The sequence below is a fragment of the Pseudoalteromonas sp. BSi20439 genome (genome assembly GCF_000241165.1).
GTDB lineage: Bacteria > Pseudomonadota > Gammaproteobacteria > Enterobacterales > Alteromonadaceae > Pseudoalteromonas.
This window is the reverse complement of record NZ_BADW01000099.1, coordinates 11,477-25,646: the sequence shown is the minus strand read 5'-3', so window position 1 is coordinate 25,646 and position 14,170 is coordinate 11,477. Positions and strand designations below refer to the sequence as shown.

Sequence of the window (14,170 nt, the reverse complement as noted above, 5' to 3'; positions counted from 1 at the left end):
TAATTTTGCTAAATCGAGATCAAAAATGCCGAGCAAAGCCCGGCATTTTTATCATTTATTGGGTTCGGTTAGTTATTCGCGAACTTGACCAACACCATTCACTAAATATTTTTCAGTGGTTAATGACTCAAGTCCCATAGGACCATAAGCATGTAGCTTAGTCGTTGCAATACCAATCTCTGCACCTAAGCCTAGTTGTGAGCCATCAGAAAAGCGTGATGACGCATTAACCATAACAACCGATGCATCCACACTACGCTGAAATAACTCTGCCGCAGCATCGTTTTTAGTACAGATAACTTCAGTATGATTTGAGCCAAATTGAGCAATGTGTTCAACCGCTGCATCAAAACTTGGCACAATGCGAATTGCTAACTCTAAGTCTAAGTACTCTTCACCAAATTCGTTATCAGCAAGTACAGTAGCGTTATCAAAGTACTCAGCCGCTTTAGCGTCAGCATTAATTTTTACACCTTCTTGACGAAGTACAACTGCACACAGATTTAAAAACTCATCAGCTACATCTTGGTGTACCACTAAGCCCTCTAGCGCATTACATACGCCAGTACGTTGAGTCTTACCATTTAGCAGTAGATTAAGCGCTACTTCTAAATCAGCATCTTTATCTACATATAAATGACAAACGCCTTTAAAGTGCTGAATAACGGGGATTGTGCTGTTTTCAGTAACATAGTTAATCAGGCCTTCACCGCCACGAGGGATGATTAAGTCAATGCTATCGCGTTGTTGCATCAATTCCATGAGCAAGGCGCGGTCAGGATCTGGGATCACTGAAATTAACGCCGTTGGTAGACCATGTTTAGTAAGCACGCTATGCATTACACTGGCAATGGCTTGTGAGCTTTTAAGCGCTTCTTTACCACCGCGTAAAATAACACCATTGCCTGATTTAAAGCATAATGCACCCGCGTCAGCCGTTACATTAGGACGCGCTTCATAAATCATACATACCACACCTAGTGGTACACGCATTTTACGAATTTTAATCCCATTAGGGCGCTCAGTAATGTCACGTAACTGACCAACAGGATCATCAAGTGAAACAATCACTTCGATACCTTCAGCCATGGCTTCAATACGCTCATCATTCAATGTTAGACGGTCTATCATTGATGCCGCTAAGTTATTGTCGCGTGCAGCGCTTAGGTCACTTTCGTTTTCTTTAATTATAAATTCTTTTTGATCTCTTAATGCCGCTGCCATATCGGTTAACACTTTGTTTTTAGTCTCGGTATCGAGTAAAGCAAGTGTATGTGCAGCCTTTGCTGCTTGGCGTGATATATCCGTAATTAAACTCATGACTTCTCCAATAATGCGATATCTTTTTCTGAAATAATTGGTCCAATTGAATCCTGCATTTTTTCGCTGAACTCACTCTGCTCGTTATCTGCAATAAAGTTTAACAAGCAGCTACTGTAATTTGCTGTGGCTTTAGCTAAACGCGTACCATCTTCACTGCGCACTAAGATAGTGTCGCCCACAGCAAACTCGCCATGTACTTCTCTGATCTCATCGCCACGTAAGCAGCCGTCTTCACCCTCTAATGAATCATCGAACGATCCATCTACAACAACTTCACCCTGTTCATTGGCGGTGTGTGTCATCCAGTGAATAGAATCTTGCATTGGTTTTTCATAAGGCAAGAATACACTTCCTGGGTTTTCACCGGCTAACAAGCGAGTAAAGGTTTCTTCTTTAAAGCCATTAATAATGTAAGTTGCAATACCATGTGAAGTCGCTTTCTCTGCCGCTTCTATTTTGGTTTTCATACCACCTGTACCTACCGCACTGGTAGCACATCCTGCCATAGCATAAATAGAATCATCAATTGATTTTATTTCAGGCAATAATATGGCATCGTCATGCAAATTTGGGTTTTTATCATACAAGCCATCTACATCCGAGAAAATCATTAATGCATCGGCATCAGCGGCTGCTGCAACCATGGCTGATAGATTATCGTTATCACCCACTTTTAAATCATCTGTTGTTACTGCATCATTTTCATTAATGATAGGTAGCACGCCGTGCTCTAGCAATGTAAATACGGTTTCACGGATACTCTGGTAACGCTCACGGTCACGTAAGTCACCATGAGTTAATAATAGTTGTGCTGATGGAAAATCAAAGAAACGATCCCACATAGCCATCATTTCTGTTTGACCTGCTGCTGCCATCGCTTTTTTCATTACCACTGAACGAGGTTGTTCTGATGGAAATAAGTGTGAGCCAGCCGCTACAGAACCAGATGAAACTAAAATAACTTCTATTCCACGTGCGCGACAGCGAACAATAAACTGTGCGATGGTTAATAAATAACGTGAACGACAGCCATCTTGATCGGGTGCAATTAAGGCACTGCCCACTTTAAGTACGATACGTCGCCAATTTAACTTTTGCATAAGTGCTCAACTTTCCATTTAATTTGTATTCATCACATAGATGAATGAAACCAGGTCGCTATGTTTATAACACAGCGTCGAATTTGTTTATCATTGCCCACACTTTTTACACACACGTACACCGTCTCTAAAACTAGCGTTTTAAATTAAGATGCAAAAATAAATAGTATTAACCCAATAAATAAATCGGATCGTACTAACTAAAAAAATATAAAGTGTTGTTTATGTATCGCTGTAAAAAGCTGTGTGCGGCCTTTTTATTAACAACATACATAGAGCCTCTTAAGTCTGGTACACCAACAGATAGGGTGATGACTTAAGGACCGAGATTTAACCGCCACGATGGGGATTAAATATTGAAAGGTAATAGTTCAACTCAAACCTTTATTTATCTGCACTGAGCAAATAAACACCTTGAGCAAAACCATACCAAAGAGTTCGGTAAATGATATTGTATGTTCAAATATTACAAAACAAAGTAAAAACAATCAGTAAGAGAGTTAAAATGTTTATATCTAACATGATTAAGTATTTAAACTATAAACTTGGTTAGATAACTAATTATTCGAACACGAAGTATAATACGTCAAAGTAGCGGCTTAGATCAAGGCTAAAATTCAAGCTAAATAGGTCCACACTGCTAAAACGAGTGTTTTTTACATTAACTATCATACAGTTAGACTACTATAAATAGGAGTTATAGAGACTATAACTTTGATAACATTTTAGAGAATGACGTTAACACTAAATAAATAAGTATTATTTATTAGCTAAATTGAATTTACACGTGTATACCCACTGTATTACTGGTAGGTAACAGTTATACTTTTAAACATTATTAATATTAAGGAGTTTTTACTCTATGTCAGCAATTTATATAGCCGGTATTGCATTGTGTTCGGTGCTAGCCCAATGGGTCGCCTGGGCATTCAGAGTACCCGCTATTCTGTTTTTGTTGCTTACTGGGCTTTTATTAGGGCCATTTACTGGCGTATTAGACCCTGATGCTTTATTAGGCGATTTACTTTTTCCTGTGGTGTCTTTAAGTGTTGCTGTGATTTTATTTGAAGGATCATTAACACTGCATTTCCGGGAGCTTAAAGGGATCAGTAAAGTCGTAAGAAACCTCTGTTCTATTGGTATGCTTATGACCTGTGTCGTTATCAGTTTAAGCGCCTATTGGTTATTAGAGCTAAATTGGCGAGTCGCAGCAGTACTTGGCGCTGTGCTTGTTGTAACCGGACCAACGGTTATTGCGCCACTGCTCAACTCAATGCGACCCACTCAAGACATCGACCGTATTTTACGCTGGGAAGGCATAGTCATAGACCCTATTGGCGCATTATTCGCGGTATTAGTATTTGAAGCCGTGATGTTAGTTGGTCAGGGTGAAGTGCTTAGCCACACTATCGTTGCACTAGTTAAAACCGTTGGCGTTGGTTTGAGTATTGGTGTGGTTTCAGGCTGGATCACAACGCAACTAATGCGCCGCGAATGGCTGCCATTTGAGCTACATAAATTTGGCATTTTAGCGTTAGTGTTAATTAGTTTTTCGATTTCAAACCATTTAAGTCATGAGTCAGGCTTATTGGCCGTGACTGTATTTGGCATTTGGTTAGCTAATCAAGATGACTTAGAAATAGATTCGGTGCTTGAGTTTAAAGAAGATCTTTCGATGATTCTGATCTCAACCTTGTTTATATTACTAGCTGCCAGATTACAACTATCTGACTTAATGATGCTCGACAGCGACGTATTTATATTCTTAGCTATTGTGTTATTTATTGCGCGCCCATTGTGTATTGCTATTTCAACCTTTGGCACCGATTTACCAATGAAGTCTCGCTTGGTGCTGGCTTGGATTGCGCCTCGCGGTATAGTTGCTGCAGCCGTAGGTTCTGTATTTGCATTAAGTATGATAGAAGCCGGTGTAGCCGATGCACAAAAAATGGTGCCATTGATATTCACGGTTATTATTGTCACTGTGGTACTGCAAAGCTTAACCGCTATCCCTGTTGCTAAATTGCTTGGGGTGCGCCAGCCCTCCCCTAATACTATTTTAATTATTGGTGCAAACCATGTATCTAGAGCGATTGCTCGTGGATTGAAAGAACAAAACATTCCCGTTCATTTATCAGACCCTGCTTGGGAAAACTGTAAAATGGCACGTATGGATGGTTTACCTTGTTATTACGGTAACCCACAATCTGAGCATGCTGAACGCTATTTACCTTTAACCACTATTCGCAGTGTTTTAGCGCTTTCACCTAATCGCCATCATAACGCATTAGGGGTGCAGTATTTTTCTCATTTATTGAATGAAAAAAATGTATTTTCACTACGCTCATCTTCATCACATGCTAAAGCAAATAAAGACAGTGCAACGTTCTTATCTCGACAAATTTTGTTCGGTGAAAACGGCGCATATGCTCGTTTAAGTAGCGTGATAGCCAAAGGCGGCAAAGTGAGTGCAACGCGAATATCTGAAGAATTTAGCTGGCAGCAGTATTTAGAAATGAATCCTGAAGCGATCCCACTGTTTATTCTCAAAGGGGATAAAGACAGTGATGAAGACGCACCAGTGAAAATGAGGCCTTTTACCAGTGATATGGAAAAGCCACCACAAGAAGGTGAGCGAGTGGTTGCGTTACAGCCGCCTAAGATATCGCTATTAAAAGATCCGGCCAATAACAAAGCCAAAGACAATAAAAAAGACGAGTAATAACTAAAAAGCGAGATTGCCACAAAGGCATTCTCGCTTTTTATTTACATACCTGAACTCTGGTTAAGAGATTTACTAACATATTAAATCATAGTCATAATTAGGTTAATTCTCTCTAGCCAGAGATAGATTTATTATCCAGAGTTTAGGTTACATAGGTAAGCGCGCGCGGGTAACGACACTGGCTGGCATTTTTTCAGCAAGTTTTGTTAATGCTCGCTCTATTTTTTTATGTGTCGCTTTATCGGCTACCGTGGTGTTAAACAGCCAACGATAAGCATCTTCGAAATCTCTTGGACTACCATAACCTTGATTAAACAAGCCAACTAATCGTAACTGCGCTTTTAAGTTGCCTTGCGCTGACGCCTCACGTAAGTAGGTTATTGCCATGGTTTTGTCTTTTTGGACCAACTGCCCAACGTCGTAGTAGCGACCTAGTTGCTCTAATGCAGCCGCTAAGCCCTGCTCAGCCGCTTTTTTCATGTGATACACACCTAAAGCAACATCACGCTCAACACACACTTTATAAGCGAGCATATCACCGTATAGGAATTGATATGATGGCAATGCCATTTTATTGGCTCGCGCTTCTATATCTTGTACTAACTGGCAATTATCTGCCTTTACGCGGGCTAGATGAGTGTTCTCATTAATTAAAGCTATTAACTCAGATTCAGTATACAGCGGCACAGCTGCAGGACTTTCTTCAGCTAAGCTATTGCTTACATTAAATAAAGAAAGTGTGAGTAGTGATAATGACCACACAGAGCAACGAGAAGATAAACGCATATTAACCACTTTAAAAATAAACTTACCAAATAATATACAAAGATCGTTCCACTATTAATAGCGTCACTTTTCTGCAGACATAAAAAAAGCTGCACATGGCAGCTTTTTTCAACATAAACCCAATTATGCAAATGGGCTACGAAGTATCATCGTTTCAACACGATCTGGACCTGTAGAGATAATATCAACAGGTACGCCAGTGATTTCTTCAATACGTTTAATGTAATCAATTGCCGCTTTAGGTAAACCTTCAAGCGATGTTACACCCACTGTATTTTCAGACCAACCAGGCATTTCTTCGTATACTGGCGTTACTTTATCGTAACCTTCAGCTGCTAATGGCGTCACGTTTGTCACAGTGCCATCTTCAAGCTTATAACCAGTACAGATTTTAAGTGTTTCTAAACCATCTAAAACGTCAAGTTTAGTTAAACAAAATCCTGAAATGCTGTTGATTTGGACTGCACGGCGCATAGCCACTGCATCTAACCAACCAGTACGACGTAAACGACCTGTAGTAGCACCAAACTCATGACCTTTGTCACCTAAATGCTTACCTACTGGGTCTTGCTTATCAAGACCGTCGTAAAGCTCTGTAGGGAAAGGACCTGAACCTACACGTGTTGTGTACGCTTTAATGATACCTAGTACATAATCGAGGTGTAATGGGCCAAAACCCGCACCTGTAGCAACGCCACCAGCGGTGGTGTTTGAAGATGTTACATAAGGGTAAGTACCGTGATCAATATCAAGTAGTGTACCTTGTGCACCTTCAAATAAGATGTTGTCACCAGCGTTACGCGTTTGATCTAAAAGCTCAGTTACATCAACTACCATTGCTTTTAAAATGTCTGCGACAGCCATTGCATCATCAAACGTTTTTTGAAAATCCACAGCATCTACTTTGTAGTAGTTCACTAATGTGAAGTTGTGGTATTCCAATACTTCTTTTAACTTGGTAGCAAATAATTCAGGATTGAATAAATCGCCAACACGTAAACCACGACGTGCTACTTTATCTTCATACGCTGGACCGATACCACGACCCGTTGTACCGATTGGTTTATCGCCACGCGCAGTTTCGCGAGCTACATCTAATGCAACATGGAAAGGCAATATTAGCGGACATGCTTCACTGATTAAAAGACGATCACGTACAGGTACGCCACGCTCTTCAAGCATGCCAATTTCTTTCATTAGCGCTTCTGGTGATAAAACAACACCATTACCAATCACACATTTAACATTGTCACGTAATACACCCGATGGAATAAGGTGTAGAACTGTCTTTTCACCGTCGATCACTAAAGTATGGCCAGCGTTATGACCACCTTGATAACGAACTACTAAAGATGCTTTATCTGTAAGGAGGTCAACTACCTTACCCTTACCTTCGTCACCCCATTGGGTGCCTAGTACAACAACGTTTTTACCCATTGCAAATTCACTTAGAGAAAATTAGGACGAGATTTTACCAGAAAACTAAAGCAATGTTCACCCCGTTTAGCTTATTTTTTCCTCGTGCGGCTAGTAAACATCAGTGTTTAGCTAATAATCACATAAATAACAATCATTTATAGCCTTAAAATTGAGATAACAAAAAGCCCTGCAATTGCAGGGCTTTTTCAAATTTAACTAAAGCTATGATTACTGAGCCTTCGCGCCTTTCATGTATTGGAAGAAGTCGCTATCCGGTGATAACACCATCACGTCTTGCTTGCCTTTGAAAGTTTGCTTATAAGCTTCTAAAGAGCGAACAAAGCTAAAGAACTCAGGGTCTTTATTGTAAGCACTAGCGTAAATCGCAGCAGCGTCAGCATCACCTTGACCACGAACAGAACGAGCATTACGTTCTGCATCGGCAAGCATTACTGTTACACGACGGTCAACACCTGCACGAATTGTTTCGGCTTTTTCCTGACCTTCAGAGCGGTGCTCTTTAGCAACTGCAGTACGCTCAGCGCGCATACGTTGGTAAATAGAGCTACTCACCTCTTGTGGTAAGTTAATTTGCTTAACACGCACATCAAGTACTTCAATACCAAGCTCACTAGCACTTTCAGAGGCTTGTACTAACGCTTCTTCCATCAGCTCGCTACGCTCACCAGATACAATTTCACGAATAGTACGCGTACCAAAGTTAGTACGTAGCCCATTGTTTACCTTTTGCTTAAGTAGTGTTTCAGCGTATTGCTTATCACCACGTGCACGCAGGTAAAAAGAGCTAAAGTCGTTTACGCGCCACTTTACAAACGAATCAACGATTAAGTCTTTTTTCTCGCTAGTTACAAAGCGATCTGGTGTACCATCTAGCGTTTGAATACGTGCATCAATGCGACGTACTTGGCTAAAAAATGGGACTTTTAAGTGTAAACCCGGACCATAAACTACCGCTTGTTCATCGCTGTCTTTTTGCACTTTACTAAATAAAAGTACAATCGCTTTTTGACCTTCAGAGACCACGAACACCGACGAGAAAGACATCACAATGGCGGCTAATAGGATTACTAAACTAAAGTTTTTCATTGCTCTTATCTCCCGTCGTTAAAACGATCATTGTTAAAGCGATCGTTACCACTATTAACAGTGCTGTTGCGTGACGTATTTACCTTGTTACGTAAATCGTTAATATCGCTTGAGCTAGGTAAAGCAACGCGTGTTGATGAACCCTGTTTCTCCATGATTTTATCAAGTGGTAAGTACATCATGTTATTACCGCCTTTAACATCAACCAATACTTTAGAGCTATTAGCCAGCACTTCTTGCATCGTATCTATGTATAAACGCTCACGTGTTACTTCTTTAGCTGCTTGGTATTCTGGAAGTAATTTCTCAAAACGAGCCACTTCACCTTGCGCTTCTAAAGTAATACGTTCTTGGTAACCTTCAGCTTCTTGCGTCATACGAGTTACTTGACCACGCGCACGCGGCTCAATTTCACGGGCATACGCTTCTGCTTCACGAATAAAGCGTTGCTCATCCTCTTGGGCTGCAATTGCATCATCAAACGCATCTTTAACTTCCATTGGTGGACGTGAGTCCTTGAAGTTAACGTCAGTTACGATTAAACCTAAATTATAAGGTTCGATGATTTGATTTAGCTCATCCCAGGTATTTTGACGCACAACTTCACGGCCGTTCGTCAGTACTTGGTCCATTTTTGAATGACCAACAACGTAACGCAACGCACTATCTAATGCTTCTTCAAGGCTGCTGTCAGCGTTAGTAACACTAAATTTGTACAAGTAAGGGTCGATTACTCGATACTGTACTTCAAATTCAACGCTTACTACGTTTTCATCTTCGGTTAGCATAAAACCTGATGCTGATAACGAGCGAACAGCTTCGATATCAACTGGAATAACCGTTTCAATAAAGGTCATTTTCCAACGCAAGCCTGGATCTGCAATTCGGTCAAACTTACCAAATTGAAGAACGACACCGCGCTCAGCTTCTTTCACCGTATAAATACCGCTTAGCGCCCATACAATTGCAGCGATAATAAGTACAAATGAAATACCGGCTCCGCCAAGTCCACCACCGCTACCATTGCCGGATTTTTTACCGCCAAATAAGCCGTTAAACTTGTTACTGAATTTACGGAACACCTCGTCTAAATCAGGTGGGCCTTGATCACGTCCGCCTTTGTTATTCCACGGATCTTTGTCATTGCCATTATTACCCGGTTCATTCCAGGCCATAGCTATACTCCATTGTTATCTAAATAAATTCGGAAATTGTGTTAAATCTAACAAATCTTCTGCGTTTCTTATACTAAAACCGACATTAATCTTGCAGTTTTTAATCGCAGCTAATAAAACTTTCAATTTCAGGGCCAAAATCTTTAATTAAACGGTTCCACTCAATCATAGGCAATCGTACATCAAGCAACCAATTACCTTGTTCATCAAACCGCTCATTGTGTACTGCACTTAAATTAAATAGTGATGCTCTTAAACGCCCATATTGTGGTGCGAGTAATAACGTTTCATTAAGCATTTGCTTAGCGAGTAAATCGCTAATAGCTTCACTAAGTAATTCACAGCCTTCGCCAGTTTTTGCCGATAGCCACACTCTTATAGGTTGGCCCTCGTCATCACGATCAATACGTGGCGTTACCTCATCCAGCGCATCAATTTTGTTATAAACTAATAACTGCGGTACCTCGTCGGCTTCAATCTCTTTGAGGACTTCTTGTACCTGTTCAATATTTTCTTTTCGGCGAGGGTCAGCTACATCTATCACATGCAGTTGCAAATCGGCTTCACGCGTCTCGGTTAGGGTTGCTTTAAATGCAGCCACTAAATCATGCGGTAAGTGACGAATAAACCCTACAGTATCCGCTAAAATAACGGAGCCAACATCACCTATATCGAGTTTACGTAGCGTTGGATCTAGAGTGGCGAATAGTTGATCGGCTGCATACACATCTGAATCGGTAATGTAGTTAAACAGTGTTGATTTTCCGGCATTGGTATAACCCACCAGCGACACTGTTGGAATTTCATTACGTGTACGAGCACGTCGACCTTGTTCACGCTGTACAGCCACTTTGGCAAGTCGTGCACGAATATTTTTAATACGTGCGCGCAATAAACGTCGATCGGTTTCTAGCTGCGTTTCACCCGGACCACGTAAGCCTATCCCCCCTTTTTGGCGCTCAAGGTGAGTCCACCCACGGATTAAGCGTGTAGACATATGGCGAAGCTGCGCCAACTCAACTTGAAGTTTACCTTCATGAGTACGGGCACGCTGAGCAAAAATATCAAGAATAAGTGTTGTTCTGTCAAGCACCCGACATTGACAAACACGCTCTAAATTGCGTTCTTGAGACGGGCTCAACTGATGGTTAAAAATGACAACATCGGCATTGTGGATTTTGACAATTTCAGCTATTTCTTCCGCTTTGCCGGTACCGACAAATAACTTAGGATGTGGTGCTTGACGGCTGCCTTGCACAACCGCCAAACTACTAACACCAGCAGAAGATACCAACATTTCTAATTCATGAAGATCTTCACGATCCCCATCTTTAGGTAGGTCGATATGGACTAAAATTGCCTGTTCGCCAGATTCATAGCGGTCAAACAAGCATTACGCTCCTAATTTAAAAGTTTCCAGGTTCAGTTTCTTCAGTGTCTTCATTTCCCTGTACACCTTGGAAGTTGACTGCGCGTGCAGGTACAACTGTTGAAATTGCATGTTTATACACCATTTGATTAACAGTGTTTTCCAGTAAAATTACAAATTGGTCAAATGACTGAATTTTACCTTGTAATTTTATGCCATTTACCAAAAAGATTGATACTGGAATGCGCTCGCGGCGTAATGCATTTAAAAATGGGTCTTGTAACGATTGGCCTTTTGCCATGTTATTATTCCTTCGTTCTAGGTGTTATTATAATTAAGTGGCTGAACTAATTTAATAAAGCTAAATTTTGTCCAGCTACTACTAGCTTAGCGAACTTACTACACGATGCAAGTTTTCTTCATCACCGGTTGTTAACCACGTAACGTCAGGCCAACTTCTTAACCACGTTAATTGACGCTTAGCCAATTGACGAGTGGCAGCAATACCGCGAAAAACCATTTCATCATGGTCTATTTCACCCGCAAGGTAATCCCACATCTGTCTATAACCTACACAACGAATAGAAGGCATATTGGGATGTAAATCCTCACGTAGATATAGGGTCGAAACTTCTTTTTCAAACCCCTGTTCAATCATTATTTTAAACCTTTCTGCAATTCGCTGGTGTAACTCTTTACGATCATCTGGAGCAATAGCAAATTGATGAAAAGTGTAAGGTAAAGGTGGCTGTTTTTGCTTTTGCAATTCAGTCATTGTTTTACCTGTTATACGGTAAACCTCTAAAGCGCGATTAATTCGCTGTGAATCATTTTCACTCATCTTTTGCGCTGCTTGAGGATCTATTCTTAATAGCTCTTGATACAAATGTGGCCAGCCATGCTGTTTCGCCTGCATTTCAAGTTCTGCCCTTATCTGCTCATCAGCCTCAGGTAAAGGAGATAGTCCATCAATTAAGGCTTTAAAGTACATCATTGTACCTCCAACCAGTACAGGCACTTTACCTTGTTGATGAAATTTATCAATTTTTTCTATCGCATCGCGTCTAAAATCAGCCACTGAATAGGTTTCGCTTGGATCAAGTAAGTCAATTAAGTGATGTGGAGCACGTGCTAATTCGTCGGCATCCGGTTTAGCGGTACCAATATCCATACCTTTATAAACCAGTGCCGAATCAACGCTGATAATTTCAGTATTTAAATGCTCACACAGTGAAATTGCCAATGCTGTTTTACCAGCAGCGGTGGGGCCCATTAAAAATATGACCGGTAAATTACTCAACACGAATACCCTAATTAAATTGCGCTAGATAAGACTTTAATTCTATTTTAACCGCTTTTTCACGTAAACGTTCAATTGTTTGCGCATTATTTTGTAAGCGAGTTTGCTGTGCTGCAAAGGCATTACTGGCATAGAACCGTGTGGGTATTACATTTACCTGCCACGCTAACCACTTATCAATACTTTCTAATTGGGCTTTACACCCCTCAAGTAAGGCATCTACTGCGGCACTCACATCAAGTAAGTACAAGCAAACAGGCAATTTTTTAACCATAACAAACTGTTTTTCAATTAAAAGTTCAAAACCAAGCAAAGTAAACCATGATTGTTGCGCAGCCAGCATCTCAGTATCCTGTTTTGATACGTTAACCCGCACGGGTAATAACAATGCTTTGCCCTCAAGGCTGCCTTGCTCTTTAATTTGTGCAAGCCAATCATCTGCTAGCACATATTTAAAGTGTGAACAATAAAGTTGGTTTGCATCATTGAACACACAAACGCCCTGTTCAATGGTTATTATATCGACAGTGCGCAGTGCTGTATCTGATACTTGCGTCTCATTAGATTGCACAAATGCTGCCGCATTATCAAAGTGCTGCGCTTGTTGCTCATTCACGCCCTGATAAAACGCATTTACGTCATGGTAATTTTGGCTTTCGGCACGCACCTGTCCGCCTCCGCCCTGACGACTGCCATTATAAGAGGCACCGCTTGTAGATGGCGAATGACTTGGTTGTAATGACGACTTAGGATAATCAAAAAGTTCACTATTGGTCGTGTGTTCTTGGTTAAACGATGTAACCGGTGAATGATGCGTGTGAGCGGCTGGCGAATTAACAAACTCAGCTTGCAGGGGCACAACAACTTGTTTAATCGCTTGTAAAATAAAGTCATGTACTAAGCGCCCTTGATGAAAGCGCACCTCATGTTTAGCAGGATGTACGTTCACATCTACTTGACGTGGATCTATATCAATATAAATCACAAACCCAGGTAACTCTTGCTCACCACTGACCTCTTCAAATGCTTGGCGAATAGCATGCAAAATAAGTTTATCGCGCATCATACGATTATTTACATAGGTGTACTGTGTGGTATTGGCCGAGCCAACTGGCAACACCCAACCATGTAGTTGCAGCCCTGATTCGCCTGATTGGATATGTAGTCCCTGTTCAGCAAACGCTTTACCCGCGACTTGGGCAACTCGTGTAATCGCTTGAGCAGGATCGGTTTTAGCGCGATATTGCCGTACTACTTTTTCGTTATGAGTTAACGTAATTGATACATCAAAGCGACTCAGCGCAATCCGCTTTATAAGCTCATCAATATGGCTAAACTCGGTTTTTTCGGTACGTAAAAACTTACGCCGTGCTGGGGTATTAAAAAATAAGTCTTTTACTTCAATTGTAGTACCGCTGGGATGTGCCACAGGCTTTACCTCCACGGCCATATCTCGGCCTTGTGCAAAGGCTTGCCAAGCAGCTTCTTGCTGTTCGGGCTTAGAGCTTAAAGTTAAGCGAGATACTGAGCTAATGGACGCGAGAGCTTCGCCTCTAAAGCCTAGAGAACAAATATTTTCTAAGTCGTCTAGCGACTTTAGTTTACTGGTAGCATGGCGAGAGAGCGCTAATGTGAGCTCCTCTTTTGCAATCCCTGAGCCATTATCACGAATTCGAATCAGCTTATGACCACCGCGCTCAATATCTATTTGAATACGTGTCGCGCCTGCATCTAGGCTATTTTCTACTAACTCTTTAACCACCGATGCAGGACGCTCAACAACTTCACCCGCCGCAATCTGATTTGCCAAGCGCGCAGGTAATATTTCAATACTCATAAAAACCCTAAATGTTGTGCGCTTTTAAA

Annotated in this window: 11 protein-coding genes; 1 reads left to right on the top strand and 10 read right to left on the bottom strand. The window is 41.2% G+C overall.

Annotated features, from left to right (window positions below):
* Nucleotides 1-72 precede the first annotated feature (72 nt).
* On the bottom strand, nt 73-1,320 hold the full coding sequence (locus P20439_RS09030; RefSeq protein ID WP_008466301.1) for a glutamate-5-semialdehyde dehydrogenase: 1,248 nt from the start codon (nt 1,318-1,320) through the stop codon (nt 73-75).
* Nucleotides 1,317-2,423, bottom strand: coding sequence for a glutamate 5-kinase (gene proB, locus P20439_RS09025; protein ID WP_008466300.1), 1,107 nt, complete (start codon nt 2,421-2,423; stop codon nt 1,317-1,319). Before proB ends, P20439_RS09030 begins: the two co-directional genes overlap by 4 nt.
* Nucleotides 2,424-3,285: 862 nt before the next feature.
* Here proB and P20439_RS09020 point away from each other — a divergent pair.
* Complete coding sequence (locus P20439_RS09020) at nt 3,286-5,145, top strand: sodium:proton antiporter (protein WP_008113488.1); 1,860 nt, start codon at nt 3,286-3,288, stop codon at nt 5,143-5,145.
* 150 nt (nt 5,146-5,295) lie between these two features.
* On the opposite strand, the gene P20439_RS09015 is transcribed toward P20439_RS09020, so the two are convergent.
* The 8 genes from P20439_RS09015 to mutL all read right to left on the bottom strand — a co-directional run bounded on the left by P20439_RS09015 (nt 5,296) and on the right by mutL (nt 14,141).
* Nucleotides 5,296-5,934 (bottom strand): tetratricopeptide repeat protein, encoded by a 639-nt coding sequence (locus P20439_RS09015; protein WP_008466299.1) that lies wholly within the window; start codon nt 5,932-5,934, stop codon nt 5,296-5,298.
* A 123-nt stretch (nt 5,935-6,057) separates the two neighbouring features.
* The gene (locus P20439_RS09010) at nt 6,058-7,371 is read right to left on the bottom strand and encodes an adenylosuccinate synthase (RefSeq protein ID WP_008113490.1); all 1,314 of its coding nucleotides are present in this window, start codon (nt 7,369-7,371) and stop codon (nt 6,058-6,060) included.
* A gap of 210 nt (nt 7,372-7,581) precedes the next feature.
* Entirely contained in the window at nt 7,582-8,460 is an 879-nt protein-coding gene (hflC, locus tag P20439_RS09005; protein ID WP_008466298.1) for a protease modulator HflC, read from the bottom strand.
* Between the two features lie 5 nt (nt 8,461-8,465).
* Nucleotides 8,466-9,635, bottom strand: a complete 1,170-nt coding sequence (gene hflK / locus P20439_RS09000; RefSeq protein ID WP_008113492.1) for an FtsH protease activity modulator HflK — start codon at nt 9,633-9,635, stop codon at nt 8,466-8,468.
* Nucleotides 9,636-9,735: 100 nt separating this feature from the next.
* Nucleotides 9,736-11,025, bottom strand: a complete 1,290-nt coding sequence (gene hflX / locus P20439_RS08995) for a ribosome rescue GTPase HflX (protein WP_008113493.1) — start codon at nt 11,023-11,025, stop codon at nt 9,736-9,738.
* Nucleotides 11,026-11,041: 16 nt separating this feature from the next.
* Nucleotides 11,042-11,305 carry an RNA chaperone Hfq gene (gene hfq / locus P20439_RS08990; protein WP_008113494.1) on the bottom strand — a complete coding sequence of 88 codons (264 nt, stop codon included), beginning with the start codon at nt 11,303-11,305 and terminating at the stop codon, nt 11,042-11,044.
* A gap of 81 nt (nt 11,306-11,386) precedes the next feature.
* The gene (miaA, locus tag P20439_RS08985) at nt 11,387-12,304 is read right to left on the bottom strand and encodes a tRNA (adenosine(37)-N6)-dimethylallyltransferase MiaA (RefSeq protein WP_008113495.1); all 918 of its coding nucleotides are present in this window, start codon (nt 12,302-12,304) and stop codon (nt 11,387-11,389) included.
* 10 nt (nt 12,305-12,314) lie between these two features.
* Nucleotides 12,315-14,141 carry a DNA mismatch repair endonuclease MutL gene (gene mutL / locus P20439_RS08980; RefSeq protein WP_008113496.1) on the bottom strand — a complete coding sequence of 609 codons (1,827 nt, stop codon included), beginning with the start codon at nt 14,139-14,141 and terminating at the stop codon, nt 12,315-12,317.
* Between the last annotated feature and the right edge of the window lie 29 nt (nt 14,142-14,170).

Excerpts from the sequence above, each read along its gene's own strand:
- P20439_RS09030 (WP_008466301.1), bottom strand. The coding sequence starts at position 1,320 with ATGAGTTTAATTACGGATATATCACGCCAAGCAGCAAAGGCTGCACAT.
- proB (WP_008466300.1), bottom strand. The coding sequence starts at position 2,423 with ATGCAAAAGTTAAATTGGCGACGTATCGTACTTAAAGTGGGCAGTGCC.
- P20439_RS09020 (WP_008113488.1), top strand. The coding sequence starts at position 3,286 with ATGTCAGCAATTTATATAGCCGGTATTGCATTGTGTTCGGTGCTAGCC.
- P20439_RS09015 (WP_008466299.1), bottom strand. The coding sequence starts at position 5,934 with ATGCGTTTATCTTCTCGTTGCTCTGTGTGGTCATTATCACTACTCACA.
- P20439_RS09010 (WP_008113490.1), bottom strand. The coding sequence starts at position 7,371 with ATGGGTAAAAACGTTGTTGTACTAGGCACCCAATGGGGTGACGAAGGT.
- hflC (WP_008466298.1), bottom strand. The coding sequence starts at position 8,460 with ATGAAAAACTTTAGTTTAGTAATCCTATTAGCCGCCATTGTGATGTCT.
- hflK (WP_008113492.1), bottom strand. The coding sequence starts at position 9,635 with ATGGCCTGGAATGAACCGGGTAATAATGGCAATGACAAAGATCCGTGG.
- hfq (WP_008113494.1), bottom strand. The coding sequence starts at position 11,305 with ATGGCAAAAGGCCAATCGTTACAAGACCCATTTTTAAATGCATTACGC.
- mutL (WP_008113496.1), bottom strand. The coding sequence starts at position 14,141 with ATGAGTATTGAAATATTACCTGCGCGCTTGGCAAATCAGATTGCGGCG.